Below are 20,792 nucleotides of genomic sequence, written 5' to 3'. Positions count from 1 at the left end.
ACGGTCGAGGGTCGGTCGGCTTCTATCGGCATTCCTCCGGCCGAGGCCTTGTCCGCCGGAGCCCTCACCCTGGCCCTCTCCCCGAGGGAGGTGGAACCGGACCCGATCTCCGGGCTCCTCTGAGGGAACTGCGCACAGGTTTCCTCTGAATCGGGTACGGGACAGGCTCGGCGGGAATGACGGACATGATTTCGGGATTTCGCGAACGGGCGACCACTAGGGTCGCCCCTACGCCGGACGAAGACGGGTCCATCGGCTACCATCGGCTAACCGCACATGTTCGCCGGAGGGCGCCATGGGCGCCGTTGACGTCAAGCCGGAAGCGCCGCCGACCCCGACCCGTGGACCGAAGCTGGCGCCGTTCATCGTCGATTGTGATGTGCACCACATCTGGCACCAGATCGACGACGTGTTCCCGTATCTCCCGCGGCAGTACGTTGAGCAGATTCGGGATTTCGGCCCGATGCTGCCCGGGCTCAGCTACACCAACGTGCCGAACATCTTGGGTTATCGCGCCGACCTCGAGGTAACGCGCGAGACCAACTTCGCCGAGTTCACGGTGCAGGAGCACCTGGACCCCTACCAGGTCGACGTGGCGGTCCTCACTGGAGGCAGCGTCTACGGGGTCGTTGGGATCTCGAACGTGGACTACGCCTCGGCGCTGGCCCGCGCCTTCAACGACTGGACGCTCGACACCTGGGTGTCGGTGGACCCGCGCTATCGCATGACGCTGGCGGTGTGTCCCAACGATCCCGCGCAGGCGGCCGAGGAAATCCGGCGCCTGGGCGACCACCCGGCCGTGGTCGCCGTGATGCTGCCCGCCGGCGCGCGGCACCCCTATGGCAACCGCTTCTATCACCCGATTTACGAGGCGGCGGCCGAGCACGGCCTGGTGATGATGACCCACTTCGGCGGCGAGGGCGCCGGCGTCACGAACCCGCCGACGGCCGCGGGATATCCGTCCTACTACCTCGAGATGCGAATGGCCCGTCCGCAGATCGCCCAGGCGCACGTGGTGAGCCTCATATGCGAGGGCGTATTCGAGAAGTTCCCGAGCCTCCGCTGGCTGTTCATCGAGGTCGACACCTGGTGGATTCCCGGGTTGCTGTGGCATTTCGACGCTGACTGGAAGGGCCTGCGCGATACCACGCCCTGGGTCAAGCGCCTGCCCAGCGAGTACTTCCGCGAGCACGTGCGGGTGGGCACCCAGCCGTTGGAGCAGCCGCCGCGGCGTGAGGACATGGGGACATTCCTCGACTGGGCGCACGCCGAGGAGGTGCTGGTCTATGCCAGCGACTTCCCCCACTGGGATTGGGACGAGCCCCGCGCCGCGGCCGCCATGATTCCGCGCGATTTGCGCCCGCGCATCTTCGGCGAGACCGCGCGTGAGCTCTTCGGCATCTAGGACGCGGCGGCATGTCGTATGCCGCGTCGACGACCTGCCGCCCGGGAGCCGCCGCGAGGTCCCCGTGGGCGGGGAAAACGGCGTCATGGTCTTCAATGTGGGTGGGCGGTTCTACGCGATGCGCAATCGGTGCCCCCACTCCGGCGGACCGCTGGGCCGCGGCGTGATTCGACCCCACGTGATCTCGAACGGCGTCGGGCACTTCGAGTTTGAGCGCGAGGCCGAGATCTTGAAATGCCCGTTTCACAACTGGGAATTCGACATCGCCACCGGCTGCGCGCTCTACGACCCGTCGATGCGCGCCAAGACCTATCCGGTCGCTGTGGAAGACGGCGACGTGGTGCTCACGCTCGGGTAGGAGGCCCCTGTTTTGCTGGATGCGCCTCCCGCGATCTTGGGTCACGCATCCGGTCCTCCCAGCTACGCCCGTTCGCCCTGAGCGGAGTCGAAGGGCGCCGTTCATGGTTCGACAAGCTCACCACGAACGGATCGAGACTTTGCGACCGGACACACACAACAGGGCACGCAGGCCCCGTAGCTAACCCGCCGGGATCGCCACCTGCTGGATGCGGCCGGTCTCGGCGGCCGTGTAGGCGGCCTGAGTGCACTCCGCCACCCACAAGCCGTCTTCCGGCGCGAGGGGAGACGGCCCTTCGCCCTGGCACGCACGAAGGAAGGCCTGGACGAGCAACGGATAGACCTCGGCGGTGGCATCGGCGGCGTCATAGGTCACGGTCTTGAGCGGCGCGCTAGCGTGAACGCCCCGCTGCGACGCCCATTGCAGCGGCACGCCGGCCACCTCCGCGCTGGGATTGAAGCTCAGCCAGCCGTCGCGACCCCAGATCGTGATGTCGCTGTGACGCTGCGACGCATATTCGGCCTTGCTAGTGTAGAAGCCCGCGTTGAAGTTGCCGATCATGCCGTTGTCGAACTCAATGGTCAACGCCGCCGCGTCCTCCACCGTGATGGGCTCGCCGCCGACGTTCTTGCACATGGCGACGACCGAGGTGAAGTCCGAGCCGCTGACGTATCGCAGCATGTCGAGGTAGTGGCAGCCCAGGATGGTCAGGTGCCCGCCGCCGCCCTTCTCCTTGGAGAAGAACCAGCCGCCGGCCGCGTGGTCGTACTCGAAGCGATCCGCCGGGTCCTGCCGGATCCGCTCTTGGTCGGCGATGAAGTGGGCCTGGAATGAGAAGAGGTCGCCGAGCAACCCCTCCGACACGATGCGGCGGGCTTCCTGAACCACCGGGATCATCCGCGACAAATAGGCGATGCAGAGATGGAGGTTGCGGCTGCGCGCGAGCCGGGTGATTTCGCGGTAGTCCTCGATGTCCACGTAACCCGGCTTCTCGTGATAGACGTGCACGCCGGCCTCGAGCGCCTGCTTGATGGCGGCCGGCATGCGCCAGGGCTCCAGGGTGACCAGCGCGGCGTCGGGCTTGAACTGGCGCAACATTCGGTCCAGATCGGTATAGGTCGCTTGCAGCTTGGGGCCCGCGCCGTCGCGCACCTCGTCGAACGTCTCTCCCGTGGCGTCGGCCACGGCGACCTCGCCGATCTCGTCGGCAGAGAGCGCGTCGATCAACTTCTGCCGATGCCAGGATGTGGGCTCGGTGATCATCGCGACGCGTAGGGGATGGCTCATGTGCGGGCGCCTCCGTGGTGTGAGCGTCGGTCTTGAGCCGGGCATCACCGACGCAGCGTCGGGCGGTCGTTGGTCGGGGCGGCGAGATTCGAACTCGCGACCTCCTGAACCCCATTCAGGTGCGCTACCAGGCTGCGCCACACCCCGGTGGCAGGAGTCTAGCAGCGGTGCCCAGTTTCTGAGCGCGGGGCGGAAGTTTCGGGCTATTGGCCCAGGGCGCGGCGGAGTTGACGGTGGCGGCGCCAGATGGCGAGCGGCGACCGCAGGGGCTCCATCACGGCGCGAAGCTCGGACCAGGTGACCGATCGCCGAGCCGGTGCGACGTGCTCGCGGCTGCGCCAAATCTCGGGAAGGTGCCTGAGTCCCGCCAAGCGTCCACGCACAGCGGACAGGCTGCGCTGCCGCCAGACGGTGATCGGCAGCGACGCCGCGTCGTAGGCCAGGATCAGCGGCAGCCAGCGCAGCAGCGGCCCCAGCGGATAGCTCTTGGCGATCAACCAAACCTTGTTACGCCCAAGGTGATAGGTCTTGAGCGGCGAATCCTCCGCCCACGTGGCCGAGTGCATGTGACGAACCCGGGCGGCGGGCACGTACCGCGCCGTCCACCCCAGCCAACGCGCGCGCCAGGCGAGGTCGACGTCCTCCAGGTAGGCGAAGAAGCGCTCATCGAATCCGCCCGTCGCCTGGAGCAACTCGTGCCGATACAGCGCCGCCCCGGCGCTGGCCCCGAAGACCTCGCCGTCGGCGTCGTCCTGCACGGGCGTCCCGGCGCTTCGATCCCATGCGATGCCCAGCGGGTCCAGGCTGATGCCGGCCGAGTCGATGACCTCGGGGTCGTGCAGATAGACCATGCGGCTGGCGAACATGCCGGCGTCGGGGTGCGCTGCCGCGGCGCGCACCAGTCTGGCGAGCCAATCTGGGTCGGGAATTGCATCGTTGTTGATGGTGGCGACCAGCGGCGCGCGCGCTGCCTCGAAGCCGTGGTTGTTCCCGGCCGCGAATCCTGCGTTCTCCGGAAGCTCCAGCACGCACACCGACGGGAAGGCGTCCCGGACCCAATCCACCGTGCCGTCGGTTGAGCCGTTGTCGACCAGGATGACCTCGTGCCGGACGCCCTGCTGCCCGACGATGGCCGGCAACGATTCGTTCAGCCGCTCGCGCCCGTTCCAGGACACGACGACGACCGAAGCCTCGAGGCCGGTGCTCGGCGTCATGGTCCGGCGCGACCGCTAGACTTCAGGCGGCAGATGCATCCGGCGCCGCCGGTCGGGATTCGCGTGGCTCCCCCGCTCCGTTTTCTCTCGCCTACCAAGTTGCGAACCTACGCAACCTGCCCGCTGCAGTACAGGCATCGCTACGTGGATCGTCTCGACGCTCCTTACACCCTGGCCTCACTGGTTGGCCAGGCCATTCACGAGTCCCTGGAAGCGAACTTCCGGGCGAAGAAGCATACGCGGCGCGATTTGCCGTTGGCCGAGGCCCGGGAAATCTTCGACCGCGTCTGGGAACGATTCGCACCGGGTCCGGCAGATGCCGCCGACCCGGACGATCCGTGGGAGACAGCCTACGAGTCCGGCCGGTGCGCACTGGAGCACTACCTGACCGAAGTCGCCGCGGCCTTGGCGCCGCATCTGGTCGAGCATCGATTCCGGTTCACGGTCCCCAGCGTGCCATGGCCGGTCGTCGGCACGGTCGATTTGGTGGATCAAAACGGCACGGTGATCGACTTCAAGACCTCGCGCCGGCCTTACGACGCCGCCTATCTCGATAGCGATCTGCAGCTCATGTGTTACGCCATCGGCTACGCCGCGTTTCGCGCCGGGTCGCGGGTCCGGCCCGGTGAGCTGCCCTCGCCGTATTTCATTCCGGACGTCCGCGTGGACGTGCTGGTGATCGGCGATCCGCCGTCGGTGCAGCGGCTGGAGGCGCGCTACGACCGGGAGGACCTGCGGGAATTCGGGGAGCGGGCGGCGAGCATTGCGGCCGGAATCCAGGACGAACGGTTCGAGGCGTTTTGGCGGGCGCCGGACGCCGCGGAGGACACGAGCGTCTGCTGGCGGTGCTCCTACGTGGACCGGTGCCCGGACGCGCTGGTGTCGGTCGACGAGCTACTGGAAGCGGACGGCGAGGACGGAGACCAGGAAAAATAGGGCCGAGATCCCGATCGTGAAGTTGAAGAGCACGCGGTCGATGCCGCGCCGCGACGCGAAGAAGGAGCTGTCGCTGCCGCCGAGGGCGGATCCCACGCCGGCGTTGCGCACTTGAAGCAACACGACGCCGATCAAGATGACCGCCAGCACCACCTGCGCCGCTTGAAAGCCGGAACCCACGGACTCACTCCTGCACCGGGACTGGCCCCGGAAACACCTAATGCTCAGCGCGGCACGACCCGAGGGGCCAAGCGCCACGCCGCCTGCTCAGCATACCGGAGTGGCTGCGTGGGAGGGGCAATCGGAGCGTGGCGCTCGCGCACGGCCGCCGTCATTTCCGGGTAGGGAGGCACGGAATCGCCTGAACGGGCGGGTCTGAGACCCGCCCCTACGGCAAACGGCAGTGCGCCTCAGGCGCCGGCCGCCGCCAGCTTGGCGCGCGACATCTGCGCCGCCACCTTGATGGCGTGGTCCAGGCTGTCTTCGCGCGCGCGGCCTTCGCCCGCGCGGCCGTAAGCCGTGCCGTGGTCCACGCTGGTGCGGATGATCGGCATGCCCACCGACACGTTGATGCCGTCGAAGAACCCCGCGGTCTTGACCGCCACGTGGCCCTGGTCGTGGTACATGGCCACGATGCCGTCGAAGCGCCCGTCGATGGCCTTGTTGTAGACCGTGTCGCCCGGCTCGGGTCCGGTCACGTCCATGCCCTCTGCCCGCGCCGCCTCGATGGCCGGCAGGATCTCGTCGGCGTCCTCGTCACCGAATAGCCGATCCTCGCCCGCGTGGGGGTTGAGCCCGTTGACGGCGATGCGCGGATGCTCGAAACCCAGGAGCTGCAGCGACTCGTGCAGCAGCCGGATGCAGTGCAGCACGTTGTCCTTCTTCACGCGCTCGATGGCCTCGCGCAGTGAGACGTGCGTGCTGTTGTGGATCACCCGCAGCGACGGCGCGACCAGGAGCATGCGCGTGCCGGGCGTCTCGGTCAGGTCCGCCAGCAGCTCGGTGTGGCCGGCGTAGTGATAGCCGGCGCGGTTGATGGCTTCCTTGTGAATCGGTCCCGTAACGATGGCGGCCGCACGACCGTCCATGACCAGCTTGGCGGCTTCGATCACGGCCTCGGCGGAGGATCGCCCGCCTTCCACTGTCACCTGCTTGAACGGCAGGTCGCTCAGGTCCTCGCCCCACGGGTCGTAGACCTCGATCGTTCCGTGCGCGTAGGCGGCCGATTCCGGCTCGGCGGCGACCACTTGCAGTTCGGAACCCAGGATGCCGGCCATGCGTTCGATCGCCGAGACGCTGCCCACGGCGAGCGGTCGGCAGATGGCGTAGGTTTCCGGCTTGGCCAGGGACTTGATGAGGATCTCCGGCCCGACTCCGGTCGGGTCGCCCATGGTGATGGCGAGGATCGGCCGGTCGACGTCGGCGGTTGCGGTGGGGATGCGGGGCTCCTTTTGTCGTGCGCCCTAGAAGTCGCACGGCGGCAAGTGTAGACAGGGATTCGGTCGCGTGCGCGAAGAAGCGGCGGTCCGCCGGTCAGGGAGCTCCGATCGTGCGCAGGGCGTCAACTAGCGCCGTCGGTCCGCCCATCACGCCGGCCTTGGTCACCACCGGCCAACCCGCGCCGGGGCCGGACGTGAACACGCCGTAGGGCACGCCCCACCCGATTTCGCCGGCAAGCTCGATGGCCTCCGCCGGGATCGCGGAAAACGCGGCTCGCGCCGTGTCGCCGCCCGAGAGCACCAGGCCGATCGGGTGTCTGCCGCGCCAGATGGTGGACGTGAACTGGCTCACCAGGGCCTGCTGGGCGGCCTGGGCCTCCGGGGACGGCGCCTGGACGGGAATCACGGCATCTATCAGGGCGGGGCGGTCCAGCGACCAACCGGCGCGCACGGATGCGGCCACCATGATCGAGATTCCGGGTTGCTGCAGGAGTGGAATGGGCTTGATCGCGAACGCGGCCAGCGCCTCGGACACTTGCCGCTGCGTGTGGTCCATCGGCGACCCGATGATGGCGAGCGTGCGTGTCGTGCGCGACATCTCGGGGACCGGCTGGGGAAGAGTCGCGGTGCATCGCGCCAGGGACGCGGCCAGGCCCGCCGATCCGGCGCTGACGCGCATGAGATCGGCAGCGTCCATGGCGACCGCCACGCACTCGAGATCGGCATCCTCCGCGATATCCGGCAGGATCACGTTCACGCCCGCGTCTCGGGCATTTCGCATGGCGTCGGCAAGCGCGGTCATGTCCGACCGGATGATCTCCGTCGGGATGACACGGCACGTCAACGCAGACGTGGACTCGATCAGGGTCGGAATGTGCGACTCCAGCGCCGGCGTCACGGGGTCTCGTCCTGGCTCCGCCTCGGAGACGGGAGTGCCCCAGAGCGCCAGCGTGCCGGATTCCGTGGTCCGGCCGCCCGAGGGAAATGCGGGCGTGTACACCAGCGTCGAAACGCCCGCGCCTTCGATCGCCGCCTGGATTTCAGCCGCGATATTCCCGCGTAGCAGCGAGTCGGTCTTCTTGTAGATCAGGGCGGAGGGGTCGACCGCGCCGACGGCGCTGCGCACGGCGTCGTAGGCCGCGGAAGCGTCCAGATGCCGCGACGCAGTGCTCATGGCCGCCGCCTCGGCGTCCGGCGGCCACGCGCCATCGCGGGTGGAGACGAGCGTTCGGCGCCCGGCATTGCGGAACTGCAGCGCCGTGTCCAGGGCGCCGGTCAAGTCGTCGGCGATGATCGCCCACCGCGGCATTGGCTAGTTCGTCAGCGGAAGCGTGTCGGGCGCGTGCGTGAGCACGCCCACGGATGGGTTGGCGCGAGCATTGGCGGCCGCGATTTGAAGCGCCGCCTCCACCGTGTCCGCCCGGTCGAACGCCAGGGCGCGGGCGTCCTCGCGCGCCACGCCGTCCGAGACCAGGATTACTCGCGCATGCTCGCGAACGCGCGCCCAAGCGGTCGCCAGCGATGCGGCCACCGGGTCGTCGAACTCGCCCTTCTCATAACGGGTGATGAGCGCGTCCGCCGGGGACGCCGCGTAGTCCAGCATCTCCGGATGCATCACGGCCACACCCTCGGGACACGGCGTCACGACGATGATCGTGCCTCCCGGACGCACCAGCATCGCCGCCGGATACAAGCTCTTGTGCGCCTGCCAGAACTCGATGTCGCAGGGGTGCGAGCCGGCAATGACGATGTCGAGTCCCGTCGGCGCGGGCACGCCGTAGATGCCTTGGGCGTCCGCTACGGCGCGCCGGTAGGCCCCGCGCGTGGTTCCGAAGCGGGCCGTCACGAGTTGGCCGTCGCTGTTGAGCGTGACGTTGAGGACATGGCGCATGCCGGACCGTTCGGCGATGCGCTCCATCTCGCGGCGCACCGGCGTTACCACCTGGCCGAGCAGCGGCTCGACGGCGCGCGCGCTGAACATGTGGGTCGCGGCGGTGGTGGCCGCGCCCGACACGCCCGGTTGCACGATCTTGGCTCCCGCCGAAAACCCGGCGATGTGGTGGGGCACCACCGCGCCGGTGCCGATGACCAGGTCGGTCTCGAACAGCCCTGCGTTCACGTGCACCGGCGTGCCGTCGGGCGTGGTGCCCAGGTCGCGCAGTGGGGCCACCGTGTGGTCGTGCTGGGTGACCTCGACCCGACTGAGCACCTCGTCGCCAAGCTTGGCGCGAACCTCGTCCGGCGTCATCGGGCGGTGCGTGCCCAGGGCAATCATCACCTGCACGCCGTCGTCGGGCAGTCCGCCGGCGCGCAGCTCCTCCAGGATCGCCGGTACCAGCAAATGGGTCGGCGTTTCGCGGGTGATGTCATCGACCAGGATGAGCGCCGAGCGGGCGTCGCCGGCCGCCGCGCGCAGCCGCGGGCTGTCGACAGGGTTCGCCAGCGCTTCGCGAATCACGCGCTCCGGATCGGGCGCCGGCGGGGCCGGGTGCGGCGTGAAAACGCCGGCCAACACCGCGTCGTGGTTGACCTGAAAGCGCAACTCATCCGCGCCGTAGGGAATGGTGACGAACTCGCCTGGCACGGTGCGCCCCGATCCGGTCTCCGCTACGCGGCCACCACTGGATTGCGGAGCACGCCGATTTGCTCCAGCTCGATCTCGACCGTGTCGCCGACGGCGAGCGGACCGACGCCTTCGGGCGTACCCGTGAAGATGCAGTCGCCGGGTTCCAGCGTGAGGCCTTGCGCCAGGTAGGTGACGAGCGACGCGACGTCGAAGAGCATGTCGGACGTGTTGTTGTCCTGCTTCGTTTCGCCGTTGACGCGCGCCTGGATGCGCAGGTTGGTGGGATCGATGTCGGTCACGATGCAGGGACCCAGCGGCGCAAAGGTATCCAGGCCCTTGCCCATCAGGATGCAACCCATGGCCATTTCCGCGAATTGCAGTTTGCGGGCGCTCACGTCGTTACCGCAGGTGTAGCCGAGCACGTAGTCGAGCGCCTCGGAGACGTCGACGTTGCGGCAGGTCTTGCCCATTACCACGACCAGCTCCGCCTCGTAGTGGACCTCGCCGAACGGCTCCTCCTGGAGCGCGGGATCGTTGATGGCGTGGCGGAAGCCGTCCCCTCGGGGCAGCACGATGTCGTCCCCGGGGCCGCTGATGGCCGTGGTCGGCTTGATGAAGAGCATGGGCATCTTGGGCACGCCGCTCTCACCGACGGTTTCCATGATGTGTTCCATGTAGTTCAGGCCGACCCCAATGGCCTTGCCCGGCACGATGGGCGCCAGCAGCTTGAGGTCGTCGACCGACCCGACGGGATCGCCAACCGAGTGGTCCCCGAAGATGTCCCCGTCGATCGCGTGGACGGTGCCGTCATCGTCGAGTGAGCCGTGGCGAGCGCCGGAAGGGTGCGCGTATCGGACGATCCGCATGGTGGTTGACCGATCAGAAGCGAGGGGCAGGCAGCGGTCCGCAGCGTAGCATCGCCCGTGCGTTTGGCCGGGCTATTTGGCGTTTACGAAGTCCAGGATCGCCGCGCGACACTCATCCGGCGCCTCCAGGTGCGGCCAGTGGCCCGCATGCGCAACGTTGACTTGGGTGGCATTGTTCGCGCGGGCGGTCAGGATGGCCGCGTCGTCTTCGGTGACGAAGGGGTCGGCGTCACCGCGCAAGACCAGAATGGGCGCCCTGATCGTGCGGGACGCCTCCAGATACTCCGCGCCGATCATGGCGCGCAAGCATCCGGCGACCACGTCGGCGTCGGCGGTCGCCGCCGCCTCGCACATCGACGACAGGTGCTCGTCAGCCAACTCTTCGACAAGGCCGCGCGTCAGCCAGCGCTTCGCGGCATCGGCATCCCATCCGCGCATTTTGATTCGCTCGTGCACCGTCCAGAGGCTGTGCACGTCGCGGACAAACGCGCCCGACCCGAGGAGGACCAGGCGCTGGACGTGGCTGGGATATCGCGCCGCGAAGCACAGGGCGACGAGTCCGCTGTAGTCGTGGGCCACGATCGGAATCGGATCGAGCTGATTGGCCTGGTGCAGCGAGTGATGCAGCAGCGTGGCGGCATGGTCGATGTCGCCCGCGAAGCCCGCGGGCGGACTCTCGCCGAAGCCGGGAAACTCGAGCATCAGCGCGCGCCGGTCCTCGGGAAGCCCCTGGGTCACCAACTCCCAAACGACCGCGCCGGGCCCCAGGCCGTGCAAGAACAGAATGCCCGACCCCCGCACGCCCCTGGTTGCCAGATTGATGCGCTGTCCTCGCACCTGGAGCATTGGCATCAGCGAGCGCTGCCCACGGTGTTTGTGCCACGCCCTCGGTCATGCGGCTTCACGTCGCGCGTGCAGTGATTGTCGGTGGGCATGCCGTGACTCCGGATCACGCCTTGGATGGCGTGTCGACGCCGCCCCGCGCTTTGCGCAGCTCCTCTTGCAGGCTTTCCGCGTAGCTCTCGACGGCGGCGCGCACCCGCTCGATCTGGACGATGGACGGCAGCACGCGTTGGCGCGCGGTCGTCTCGACGGTGTCCTGCACTCGCTCGGTCGAGCGCGCGGTGCGCCGCAGTCCCTGCTTGATCTTCACGGTGGTCTCGATGATGGCGATGGATCCGACCACGCCGCCCACGAACAGCGCCAGGAACACCACGCAGCCCTGGATGACCAGGATGATGATTGCGATGTCGCGCGCGACGTCCCACCCGTCCATCAGCGCCGACGCCTTCGCCGTCGACGGGACCGGCTGCGGCGTCGCCGCGGCTGGGCATGCCGCTCTTGGGTCGCGCCTTCGGCAGCTTCGGCCGCGCGCTGGGCGGCCTCGCGGGCCTTACGCAACCTGGCCCCCACCTGCGCGATCAGCTCGCTGCCGCGTTGGGGCGCGAGCACCGTGCCAATTGCGCCGCCGACGATGAATCCGAGCGCGACGCCGAGCATGATCCAGGCCATGTCCGGCACGGCCTAGCGCCACTGTCCGCGCACAAGGCTTAGCGCGCGGCGGGCGACTCGGACGCCGCGTGAGGTCGTGCGCGAGCCTGCGGCGACGGTCTCTTGCACGCTCTCGGCGGTGGCGCGAACGGTGTCGACGGTGTCACGGGCGGAGTCGATGATCGGCGTGACTTCGGCGCGAATCGCCGCCAGCATGCGCCACAGCAGCAGGCCGGTGATTGCCAGCATCAGCGCGGCCAGCAGGCCGACCGACGCGAGCACGATGACGGCAATGTCGCGGACGACTTCTAGCGCTTCCACGATCCTGCCCTGCGGCTAGGCGCGCTGAAAGCGCTCCAGGAAGCGCGCGGGTTGCACGATGCGCCGGATGAGTCGCTGCCGGATGACTCGCCACGCTTCGTCAACGGCTCGCCTTTCTGCCCGTGTCACACGGTGCTGACTGTAGGTGGCCCGCATGTACGCCACGGCCACCGTCTCGGGAGGACTTGCCCCGTCAGCGCCAGCGGCCATGGTGTCGGGGAACAGCCACGCGCCCAAGCGCCGCGACACCTCTTGCGGCGTCTCGGATGCCCCGGCATTGTAGCCAGCGCGGCGCGCGTAGCTCACCATCCGCGCGTAGACCCGCTGCACGCCCGTGCTTGGCTGCTGCAGGCGGTTGCGCGCGAATGCGGCCCCCATGATGATCAACACGACCAGGGCAAACGCGCCCAGCGCGATGGCGATGCCGACCAGGGCGCCGGCGACATTGCCGAGCACTTCGCCAAAGGCGTCCTCCTCGTCGGGCTCGACCGCCGAGAATGCTCCACCGGCGGAGCCACTCATCAGCTCGAGATCTTCGAGCAAGTCGTCGAAGGTCGGTCCGAGTCCTCCAACAACATTGCTTGCGGCGATGCCGTCACCGGCGTCGTCGGTTTGGCGTTCCACCGGCAGGCGGAAGCCCGACGGCTCGAAGGCCACCCAGCCATACCCCGGAAAGTAGACCTCAACCCAGGTATGGGCGTGCTCGGGGTTCACGAAGAAGCGGTTCGTCGCCGCGTCATAGTCGCCGGCCACAAAGCCATTCACGAGACGTGACGGAATGTCGAGGGCGCGCACCAGGACGGCCATCGTGGACGCGATGTTCACCGCTGAACCGCGCCGCGATTCCGTGAGGAAAAAGTCGGTCGCGTCGCGGTCGCCGGGGAGCGGCGGAGCATCGACCGCAAACGGGAAACGCCGCATGAAGAATTCGATGGCGAGTACGCGGTCAAACGCCGTTTCCCCGGCCTCCGCGAATCGCTGGGCCAGCGCGAGCACGCGATCCGGCATCTCGGGCAATTCCAGATAGGGCGCGATCCATTCCGGATATTCCGTTGACGCCGCGCGAAGCTGCGCAATCGTCGCCCCCGAGAACGTCGAATCCACCGAATAGACCAGCCGCTGCCCAACGCGACGGGTGGCGCGGATCGAGGCGTAGTCCTCGATCGGCGCACCGGAGTCGTCCACCTGCGCGAGGTAGCGACGGTTGACGCGAATGACGTCGCCGGGCGAATACAGGACCGACGTGGTGAAGTCGAGCATTTCCACGTTGGTCCGCACGGGAACGCGCGCTTCGAGTCCAAACGACTCCGCCAGCGGCGCGCTCGGCTCGCGCTCGGCCAGCTCGCGATAGGTGCTGCGCCAGCCCTGTCCGGTATAGACGTCGAACGTCTGCCCCTTCCAGTAGTTCGGCGATGTCGACTCGATGATCATGCTGCCGCGCGGCTGAAACGGCTGGGGACCGCTGAGCCCCATCGACTCGCGTCCGGCAAGCGCCGCGCCGGCGGGGTTCGAGACCCCGCCAAACAAGCGCTGAATGCCCGTCTCCACGTTGCCCCAGCCGTCGCCCAGGTAGGTCCAAAACGCCTCCGCCACGGGATTGCCGGCCGCCCGCGGCAAGGCCACGGACAGCACCACCACCAAGGCAATGACGACCAGGGCCCACGCGAACACCGTGTTGCCGAGGCCGCGTGTGTAGGAGGTGCCCGTCGTCGCCCACTTCGACTCCAACGACGTCGTGCGCAGATGCACGATCAGCGCCAGGGCCGCCGAGAGGAACACGACGAACGGGATCCAGTCGGGACCGATGTAGGTCACGTTGATTCCGAGCGCCAGCATCCCCGGGGTCAATGCCCACAGGGCGCTTCGACGTCGAAATGCCATCCACCCCGCGAAATAGCCCATGCCCCAGGCGGCCATGGTCATCCAAAAGAGGAACACCACGTTGTCGCGGCTGACTTGGAACGCGAAGGCCGATTGGAACCAGCCCTCGAGCCGGAAATACAGGTCCCGCAACAGCTCCCAGGTTTCGTTGGCCGCGGCGTTGAGAGGCGGCTCGCCGCCCAGGGCTCCCGACTGGCGGAGTTGCACCCACTCCACGGTTTCGCCAAACAGCGCGGCGAAATTCCGCACGCCGTCAATGGGACCGGGGAAGGCCTCCGACGCGACGACATACGCCACGGCCAGGTCGCTGATGACGCCGATCGCCACGATCCAGACCGACGACATGCGCCGGGCGGACAGCCACCAGGCGGCCAGAATGGCCACGATGGCCACGGCAAACAGAACGCCCGTTCCGGGCGCCCAACCAACCAGGTGAATGCTGGCGAGCGGCGCCAGGGTGGCCGCGAGCAACAACCCAAGGGTCAGCAACGAGCCGGCCGGCAGGGTCGGGAACCGGATACGGCTGGCGGTCGCGGCGGCCACGCTCATGCGGCTATTGGTAGGCGAGCGACACCGTCGGTCGCCGCTGCCCCTCCGCTGCGGGCCCGCCGTGTCGGCTGGGCTGCACCGTTGAGAAGGTCGCGCCCTGGGAGACCGTGGTGAACGAAACGCCGGCGGTTTCGGCCCCCTCCTTGAGCCCGGCGTTGGACGGCGCGTCGTCGAACGTCGCGGCATCCACGCCGATGGCGATCGGATACACGGCGCGCTGCGCCAGGTGGGTCAGGCTTCCGATCCAGCTCGGGTCCGCGGACGGCGAGATGGCGACCAGGCTGACCCCACGGCCGAGGATCGGCGCGGCGCTCGCGAGCACGTCGGCGAAGGGTTGCGTGCCGCGCGCCTGCACGATGGCCAGCGACTCCAGGATTCGCCAGAGCTGCCGCAGGCCCCGTTGCGGCTCGATGATGTAGCGGGTGCCGCGCCCCTCGGCCAGCAGGCCGACGGATTTGCCGTCGCGCACGAATTGGTAGGCGAGCGACGAGACGATCTTGACGCCATATTCCTCGGTGGACTCGTCGCCGTGACCCGCCTGCACCGCGGCGTCCAAATCAAGCGCCACCCACAGGCTGGCGGTCGGCTCGAGGTCGAACTCCTTGACCAGCAGCGTTTCGCGGCGCACCGAGGTCGGCCAGTGGATGCGTTTGAGCGGGTCGCCGGGCTGAAACTCGCGCAGGCCGCCGGCGTCGGTCGTCACCTGCTGGGTCCGCAGCGAGGAGCGGGCCGCGCCCACCAGCGTTCCGGCGGGCACGGCGACGTCGTGCATCACCGAGATCGGCGGGTAGACCACGATGGTGTTCTCCTGGGCGAGCCGGCGTTCGGCCGTGAAGAGGCCAAATGGATCGCCAACCGTCACGTCCGCCGGCCCGAGCTTGTAGAGGCCGCGTCGACCGGCTTCCCCGTGCGTGCGCCAGCGTCGCGTCGAGCGGCCGCCAAGGCTGACGGCAATGGACGCCCGATACCCGGGGAGCTCCGAATAGTCCTCGATCTCGAGCATGAGGATCGGCAGCCGGCTGCCGCTGCGCAGCTCGAACTCTTCCTCGATGGTGTCGCCAACCGTCGCCCACTGGGTGCGGATGTGACGCTGGATGGTGAGCCCGCGCGATGCCAGGCGCGTCCAGAGATAGGACAGCAGCACAATGCTGAGCAACGCGTACATCAACCAATACGCGATGGGCGACGTGGTCACCAGCGCCACGACGACGAGCAGACCCAGCAGTACGATGATGACCGGTCGTTGCAGGGTGACCGCAGGTTTAGGCTGGCTGGCCGCGACGGACACGGGGCCCTCCACCGGACGTGGGATGCAAGCAAATTCCGCCCGGATTCGAGGCCGACTCTAGCATGCGCCCGACCGGCCGGCGGTAAGCTAAGCGACGCCGACACCGCGTGGCTGGAGCGGCGCATTCGGCGCGTCCACACATGGCTCACGAATCACCCGAGGAAGCGCGATGTGTCTGGGATAGACTCCAGCGGAGGGGTGCCCGAGTGGTTGAAGGGGACCGTCTCGAAAACGGTTTGGCGTGTTGAGCGTCACGTGGGTTCGAATCCCACCCTCTCCGCCGGCCTTCCAAGCGTGACGATTTCTTGAGCACTCCGACCCCATCGCTTGTGATTCGCGCCGGGCGGCTCGTGTGCCCGGCAAGCGGAGTCGACGGTCCGGGCGCCGTGACGGTCGCCGGCGACCGCATCGTCGGCGTCGAGCGCGGCCACTCGGATGCGCCGTCGCCGCCCGGCGCCCAAGTGCTTGAATACCCCGACGGCATCCTGCTGCCCGGGCTGATCGACCTCCATGCGCATCCGGGGTTGGGCGACTCCAAGCATGATCTGGACCCCGATCGCTGCCTGCTCGCTCGCGGTACCACGACGGCCATGTCACAGGGCGATGCGGGCGCGGCCAACTGGCCCCTCTATCGCGACACCGTCATCGACGCGGCCGGGTTGCGGATCAAGCTCGCCATGCACCTCGCATTGCCCGGCGAATCGGCGCCGCACCCGAGCCACTCAAAGCTCGACGACCTGGACGCGGACGCATGCGCGCGCGCCGTCCGCGACGGCGGCGATCACATTTGGGGCATTGCCGTCACCACGAACGTCCTCGGCACCGGCGACATCGACCCGCGCGAGATTCTGGCTCGCGGCCTTGCGGCGGCGGAGGCCGTGGGCTGCCCCATCATCTACGGCTCGCGCTACCACACCGATTGGCCGCTCGACGACCAGCTCAAGCGCTTGCGTCCCGGCGATATGGTCACCTACTGCTACCACGATGGACCGGACCGCATCGTGGGCGACGGTCGAGTCCTCGACTGCGTCCACGAGGCGCGCGCCCGCGGGGTCCTGTTCGACACTGGGCACGGGATGAACTCGTTCGTCTACGACGTCGCCGAGGCCGCGCTCGCCGATGGATTCCCGCCCGACGCAATCTCAACGGACATTCAGCGGCGGCACGTCGGGTCGAATCCGCCGCACGACCTTCCGCTCGTCATGTCCAAGCTTCGTGCCGCAGGGATGCCGGAAGCCGAGATCTGGCCCCGCGTGACTGAGCGACCGGCGCAGATCCTGGGCATGGCCGATGAGATTGGCCGTCTGGCGCCTGACGCTTGCGCGGATCTTGTGGTCCTCGATTGGGCGCCGTCTCCCGAGCTCCTGGCGGATTGCAAAGGCGTTACACGCGCCGGAGGGCGGTGGCACGCCCGGCTCGTGGTGCGTGGCGGGACCGTCGTGGAGACGACCTCCCCCTAGGCCCACGCTTCGCGCGCCCCGCGCGGCGCTGCTAGCCTCGAAAGAACGTGGCGCGTGAGGTCGGATGCGATGGCGCGGGTGCTTGTGGCGATGAGCGGGGGCGTGGACAGCTCCGTCGCCGCCGCGTTGCTTGCCCGCGCGGGCCACGAGGTGATCGGCGTGACGTTCAACCAATGGCCGGCGAGCCAGACCCTTCGCAACTCCCGCAGCGGATGCTGCACACCGCGGACTATCGACGATGCACGGCACGTCTGCCAGATCCTCGACGCGCCGCACTACGTGCTGAACTTCCGCGCCGAGTTCGAGGCGGCTGTGATCGATCCGTGGTCCCGCGCCTACCTCCACGGCGAGACGCCGAATCCCTGCGTGACGTGCAACGACCGCGTGCGGTTCCCGGAGCTGATTCGCAAGGCCGATGAAGTGGGCGCCGAATTCGTCGCCACCGGCCACTACGCGCGTGTCGCGAACGGAACGTCGTGGCGACTGCTCCGCGCCCGTGATTCGGCCAAGGACCAGTCGTACGTGCTGCATATGCTGCAGCAGGACCAGTTGCGCCGCGTCCGCCTGCCGCTGGGCGACCTGCGTAAGCCGGATGTCCGCCGGATGGCCGCCGAGTTTGAGTTGCCCGTGGCCGCCAAGCCGGACAGCCAGGAGATTTGCTTCGTTCCCGAGGGCGACTACGCAGCCGTCGTGCGGCGCCGGGGAACCAGCGGCGAAGGCCCGATCGTCGAGTCCGATGGACGAGTGGTCGGGCGTCATGACGGCATCGAAACCGCGACCATCGGGCAGCGCCGGGGACTTGCCCTTGGCGGCGGTGGCGGACGCCGCTATGTGACGGCGATCGACGCCGAGCTGAATACGCTGGTGGTCGGTCCGCGCGAGGCGGCGATGGTGGATTCGATTTCCGTGCGCGATGTGCGTTGGATCAACGGACCCGAGGCAACCCCGCCGGCGCACGCCGAAGTGCAGACTCGCTCCCACGCCCGTGCCGTCCGCGCCCGACTCGAGCCGCAATCCGTCTCGATGCTGTCGGTCGTGTTCGACGAGCCCGCCTGGGCGCCGGCTCCCGGCCAGGCCGCGGTGTTCTATCGCGGAGACGAGGTGCTGGGCGGCGGGGTGATCGACCGGTCGGAGGTGCGCTGATGCCCGACGTCTACTGCCCGAGGTGCTTCGACCTTGTCGAAGATGCGCGCGTTTTCTGCGAAAACTGCGGCCAGTTCATCCACGAGCATGCGCCGGCCGATTCGCGCGAGTGGGACTCTCGCCCGCCGGATCTGTCCCCGGTGGCGCCCGCCGTGACCGAAGCGCCCGTGGTGATCAACCTGCCGGACGAGCACATGCCCGACGCCCCGACCGACGAGTCCCCTACCGAAGAAAGCGGTAGCGCACCAGCGCCCTGACCGCGGCCGGGCCGTCGACCCACCAGCGCAGCTTCTTGGCGGATCGCGCTTCGTACGAGATTGGCAGTTGCGCGATGTGTTCGCCGCGCCGGAGAAACCGCGCCGTCAGCTCGACCTCGAGGTCGAATGAATCCGCGGTCAGCGCAACGCCCTCCAGCACCTCGCGGCGCCACATCTTGTGGCAGGTTTCCATGTCGCGCACGGAGGCGCCGTAAAGCAGATTCGTGAGCAGCGTGAGGAAGCGATTCCCGAGCCGATAGAGCGGCGACTGCGATTCCAACGGTCGGTATCCGTAGACGACCCTGGCTTCGCCGCGCAGGATCGGCTGAATCATGGCCAGGAAGTCCTGCGGGTTGTACTCGAGGTCGCCGTCGTGAATAACCAGCACGTCCCCGCGGGCCTCGCGCAGCCCCGAGCGCACGGCGGCGCCCTTGCCCCGGTTCTCCGGGTGATTGATGACGCGGATTCCGGGGATGGCGACTGACTCGATTTCCGCCGTCGTCGCATCGGTCGAGCAATCGTTGACGACGATGATGTCGAGGTCGAGGTCCACGGCAGCGACTCGGCGCAGCGCTTCGGCGATCGTGGGCGCCTCGTTGTACGCCGGCACGATCACGCTGAGGGTCACCGCAGGCGCCACCGCAGCCGAGCGATATCGGCGAAGGAGTTCAGCACCACCAGCGGGCTGTTGCCGGACTGCTCGCCGGCTGTGCGCGGATAGTGGTGGACGCCGACTTCCGTGTAGGTGTGCCCTGCATGCGTGGCGCGGGCCACGAGTTCGGCCGAGATCACCGCGCCGCGACCGGCGATGAACTCGATGTCCTGCACCACCTCGCGGCGAAACAGCTTGAAGCCACAGTCGATGTCCCGCACCTTGAAGCCCATCACCAGCCGCACGACCAGCCCCCAAAGGCGCGCATTCAGCGACCGGTGTGCCGGATCGGCCCGCTGGATGCGATAGCCCAGCACGAAGCCGTGTGTGCCGAGCGCGTTCACCAATCCCGGCAGGTCGGCGAGCGAGAACTGGCCGTCGCCGTCGACGTAGCAGATCAGCGGCGCGCGCGCGGCGGCAAAGCCGGAGCGCAGCGCATGGCCATAGCCCAGATTCGTCGGGTGCTGCACCACGCGTACGCGGTCGTCACCCGCGGCCGCCTCGTGGGCTCGCTCGGCCGTGCCGTCGCTCGAGCCGTCGTCGACGATGAGGAGCTCGTAGTCGTCACTAAGCGCGCCAACGTGCTGCTGGGCGTCGGCGATGACCGCGGCGACATTCTCCGCCTCGTTGTGACACGGAAAAACTACCGAGATTTGCGGCATGGGTTGCCCGGCTGTTGAGGAGGCGGTCGACATTTGCGTTGGTGTGTGAGCGTCGGCGCGCGGCACGCGCGGCGCTTGGTGATCGACGCCCGCCGTCTACCGCCACGCTCCAGGGCGCCGAAACCTACCACACCCCCGCGCCCGACCAGTTCGCTAGGATTGCCGCGGTGCCGATTCCGGGGTTGCCTCACATGCGGCTGGCCGTCACGACTTACTCCGCGCCCCAGTGGACCATCGACGAGCATGCGCGGGTCGCCCGCGAGATCGGCTGTGACGGCCTGGAGATCCGGATGCTCGCCGGGCAGCCGCTCGCGCCCGATCTCCCCGCCGCGGAGCGACGACGCATCGCCGAGGTGGTCGCGGACGCGGGTCTCGCGATCTGCGTGGTCGGCAGCGACTGCCGCTTGGCGCAGCCGGCAACGCCGCGCGCGTCTGAGGTCGATCGGGCGGCTGGATTCATCGAGTTGGCCCGCGAGTGGGGGGCTCCGGTGGTCCGGGTGTTTGGGGGCGCGCAGAGTGCCGACGCGCCGCCCGCCGAGGCGGACTCCTGGGTGGTGGAGGGTCTGCGCGCGGCCGCCGCGCATGCCGCGCCGCACGGCGTTCGCGTGGCTTTGGAAACTCACGACCTCTTCAACTCCGCCGTGCGCGTCGGCGGCATCGTGCGCGCCGCGGCGCATCCCAACGCCGCCGCGGTGTGGGACCTGGGACATCCGCACCGCGCCGGTGAGAGTGTCGCGGAGGCCTGGGACGCCATCGGTCCGTTCGTGGTTCATGTCCACGTCAAGGACATCGTTCGCACCGACGACGAGCGCGAGTGGGAAAGCGTCGTTGCCGGCCGGGGTGAAGTGCCGATTGCCGAGATGCTTGGTGTCCTTCGCCGCGCCGGCTACGGCGGGTACCTTTCGACCGAGTGGGAGCCGCGCGACGCCCGAGCGGGCGGCGGGCGCAAGGCCGCGCTGGCGCAGCACGCCGCCTATCTGCGCGCGATCCTGGACGCCGGCTAGGAGGCCTTGGCAT

22 protein-coding genes and 2 tRNA genes are annotated in these 20,792 nt (G+C 68.4%); 8 read left to right on the top strand and 16 right to left on the bottom strand.

Annotated features, from left to right (window positions below):
• Positions 1 to 295: 295 nt before the first annotated feature.
• Together OXG79_10985 and OXG79_10980 are read left to right on the top strand one after the other, a co-directional pair.
• Positions 296 to 1,405, top strand: a complete 1,110-nt coding sequence (locus tag OXG79_10985) for an amidohydrolase family protein (protein MCY3784297.1) — start codon at positions 296 to 298, stop codon at positions 1,403 to 1,405.
• A complete protein-coding gene (locus OXG79_10980; protein ID MCY3784296.1) occupies positions 1,386 to 1,763 on the top strand; it encodes a Rieske (2Fe-2S) protein in 378 nt (125 codons plus the stop codon). The genes OXG79_10985 and OXG79_10980 overlap by 20 nt, the downstream gene beginning before the upstream one ends.
• Before the next feature lie 180 nt (positions 1,764 to 1,943).
• Here OXG79_10980 and OXG79_10975 read toward each other — a convergent pair whose 3' ends face one another.
• From OXG79_10975 to OXG79_10965, 3 genes are all read right to left on the bottom strand, one after another.
• Positions 1,944 to 3,050: a Gfo/Idh/MocA family oxidoreductase gene (locus tag OXG79_10975; GenBank protein MCY3784295.1), complete on the bottom strand. Its 1,107-nt coding sequence runs from the start codon at positions 3,048 to 3,050 to the stop codon at positions 1,944 to 1,946.
• 70 nt (positions 3,051 to 3,120) lie between these two features.
• A tRNA-Pro gene (locus tag OXG79_10970) sits at positions 3,121 to 3,197 on the bottom strand.
• 56 nt (positions 3,198 to 3,253) lie between these two features.
• Positions 3,254 to 4,264, bottom strand: a complete 1,011-nt coding sequence (locus OXG79_10965) for a glycosyltransferase family 2 protein (protein ID MCY3784294.1) — start codon at positions 4,262 to 4,264, stop codon at positions 3,254 to 3,256.
• 33 nt (positions 4,265 to 4,297) lie between these two features.
• Between OXG79_10965 and OXG79_10960 the strand changes: the two genes are divergently transcribed.
• The gene (locus OXG79_10960) at positions 4,298 to 5,200 is read left to right on the top strand and encodes a PD-(D/E)XK nuclease family protein (GenBank protein ID MCY3784293.1); all 903 of its coding nucleotides are present in this window, start codon (positions 4,298 to 4,300) and stop codon (positions 5,198 to 5,200) included.
• On the opposite strand, the gene secG is transcribed toward OXG79_10960, so the two are convergent.
• From secG to OXG79_10905, 11 genes are all read right to left on the bottom strand, one after another.
• Positions 5,159 to 5,380 (bottom strand): preprotein translocase subunit SecG, encoded by a 222-nt coding sequence (secG, locus tag OXG79_10955; protein MCY3784292.1) that lies wholly within the window; start codon positions 5,378 to 5,380, stop codon positions 5,159 to 5,161. The genes OXG79_10960 and secG overlap by 42 nt on opposite strands.
• 230 nt (positions 5,381 to 5,610) lie before the next feature.
• Positions 5,611 to 6,591, bottom strand: a complete 981-nt coding sequence (gene pdxA, locus OXG79_10950) for a 4-hydroxythreonine-4-phosphate dehydrogenase PdxA (GenBank protein MCY3784291.1) — start codon at positions 6,589 to 6,591, stop codon at positions 5,611 to 5,613.
• A gap of 142 nt (positions 6,592 to 6,733) precedes the next feature.
• Positions 6,734 to 7,948, bottom strand: a complete 1,215-nt coding sequence (locus tag OXG79_10945; GenBank protein ID MCY3784290.1) for a hypothetical protein — start codon at positions 7,946 to 7,948, stop codon at positions 6,734 to 6,736.
• A gap of 3 nt (positions 7,949 to 7,951) precedes the next feature.
• Complete coding sequence (gene larA, locus OXG79_10940; GenBank protein ID MCY3784289.1) at positions 7,952 to 9,223, bottom strand: nickel-dependent lactate racemase; 1,272 nt, start codon at positions 9,221 to 9,223, stop codon at positions 7,952 to 7,954.
• 23 nt (positions 9,224 to 9,246) lie between these two features.
• Entirely contained in the window at positions 9,247 to 10,071 is an 825-nt protein-coding gene (locus OXG79_10935) for a fumarylacetoacetate hydrolase family protein (GenBank protein ID MCY3784288.1), read from the bottom strand.
• 72 nt (positions 10,072 to 10,143) lie between these two features.
• The gene (locus tag OXG79_10930; protein ID MCY3784287.1) at positions 10,144 to 10,923 is read right to left on the bottom strand and encodes an alpha/beta hydrolase; all 780 of its coding nucleotides are present in this window, start codon (positions 10,921 to 10,923) and stop codon (positions 10,144 to 10,146) included.
• A gap of 97 nt (positions 10,924 to 11,020) precedes the next feature.
• A complete protein-coding gene (locus OXG79_10925; GenBank protein MCY3784286.1) occupies positions 11,021 to 11,347 on the bottom strand; it encodes a hypothetical protein in 327 nt (108 codons plus the stop codon).
• Positions 11,347 to 11,592: a YtxH domain-containing protein gene (locus OXG79_10920; protein MCY3784285.1), complete on the bottom strand. Its 246-nt coding sequence runs from the start codon at positions 11,590 to 11,592 to the stop codon at positions 11,347 to 11,349. The genes OXG79_10925 and OXG79_10920 overlap by 1 nt, the downstream gene beginning before the upstream one ends.
• Before the next feature lie 3 nt (positions 11,593 to 11,595).
• Positions 11,596 to 11,883 carry a hypothetical protein gene (locus OXG79_10915; protein ID MCY3784284.1) on the bottom strand — a complete coding sequence of 96 codons (288 nt, stop codon included), beginning with the start codon at positions 11,881 to 11,883 and terminating at the stop codon, positions 11,596 to 11,598.
• A 15-nt stretch (positions 11,884 to 11,898) separates the two neighbouring features.
• On the bottom strand, positions 11,899 to 14,313 hold the full coding sequence (locus tag OXG79_10910; GenBank protein ID MCY3784283.1) for a transglutaminaseTgpA domain-containing protein: 2,415 nt from the start codon (positions 14,311 to 14,313) through the stop codon (positions 11,899 to 11,901).
• A gap of 4 nt (positions 14,314 to 14,317) precedes the next feature.
• Positions 14,318 to 15,601 (bottom strand): DUF58 domain-containing protein, encoded by a 1,284-nt coding sequence (locus OXG79_10905; GenBank protein MCY3784282.1) that lies wholly within the window; start codon positions 15,599 to 15,601, stop codon positions 14,318 to 14,320.
• A 192-nt stretch (positions 15,602 to 15,793) separates the two neighbouring features.
• On the opposite strand from OXG79_10905, the gene OXG79_10900 reads away from it, so the two are divergent.
• The 4 genes from OXG79_10900 (at position 15,794) to OXG79_10885 (ending at position 18,461) form a co-directional block, all read left to right on the top strand.
• Positions 15,794 to 15,881: transfer RNA gene (locus OXG79_10900), tRNA-Ser, on the top strand.
• A gap of 25 nt (positions 15,882 to 15,906) precedes the next feature.
• The gene (locus tag OXG79_10895) at positions 15,907 to 17,061 is read left to right on the top strand and encodes an amidohydrolase family protein (GenBank protein ID MCY3784281.1); all 1,155 of its coding nucleotides are present in this window, start codon (positions 15,907 to 15,909) and stop codon (positions 17,059 to 17,061) included.
• Positions 17,062 to 17,130: 69 nt separating this feature from the next.
• Positions 17,131 to 18,204, top strand: a complete 1,074-nt coding sequence (gene mnmA / locus OXG79_10890; GenBank protein ID MCY3784280.1) for a tRNA 2-thiouridine(34) synthase MnmA — start codon at positions 17,131 to 17,133, stop codon at positions 18,202 to 18,204.
• A complete protein-coding gene (locus tag OXG79_10885; protein MCY3784279.1) occupies positions 18,204 to 18,461 on the top strand; it encodes a hypothetical protein in 258 nt (85 codons plus the stop codon). Before mnmA ends, OXG79_10885 begins: the two co-directional genes overlap by 1 nt.
• Here OXG79_10885 and OXG79_10880 read toward each other — a convergent pair.
• Both OXG79_10880 and OXG79_10875 read right to left on the bottom strand, forming a co-directional pair.
• Positions 18,427 to 19,089, bottom strand: a complete 663-nt coding sequence (locus OXG79_10880) for a glycosyltransferase family 2 protein (GenBank protein MCY3784278.1) — start codon at positions 19,087 to 19,089, stop codon at positions 18,427 to 18,429. The two genes, OXG79_10885 and OXG79_10880, sit on opposite strands and share 35 nt — an antisense overlap.
• Positions 19,086 to 19,808 (bottom strand): glycosyltransferase family 2 protein, encoded by a 723-nt coding sequence (locus OXG79_10875; protein ID MCY3784277.1) that lies wholly within the window; start codon positions 19,806 to 19,808, stop codon positions 19,086 to 19,088. The genes OXG79_10880 and OXG79_10875 overlap by 4 nt, the downstream gene beginning before the upstream one ends.
• Positions 19,809 to 19,966: 158 nt before the next feature.
• Between OXG79_10875 and OXG79_10870 the strand changes: the two genes are divergently transcribed.
• Positions 19,967 to 20,779, top strand: coding sequence for a sugar phosphate isomerase/epimerase (locus OXG79_10870; GenBank protein MCY3784276.1), 813 nt, complete (start codon positions 19,967 to 19,969; stop codon positions 20,777 to 20,779).
• Positions 20,780 to 20,792 lie beyond the last annotated feature (13 nt).

The organism is Chloroflexota bacterium, assembly GCA_026706485.1.
GTDB lineage: Bacteria > Chloroflexota > UBA11872 > UBA11872 > UBA11872 > JAJECS01.
This window is presented reverse-complemented; position numbering and strand designations above follow the sequence as displayed.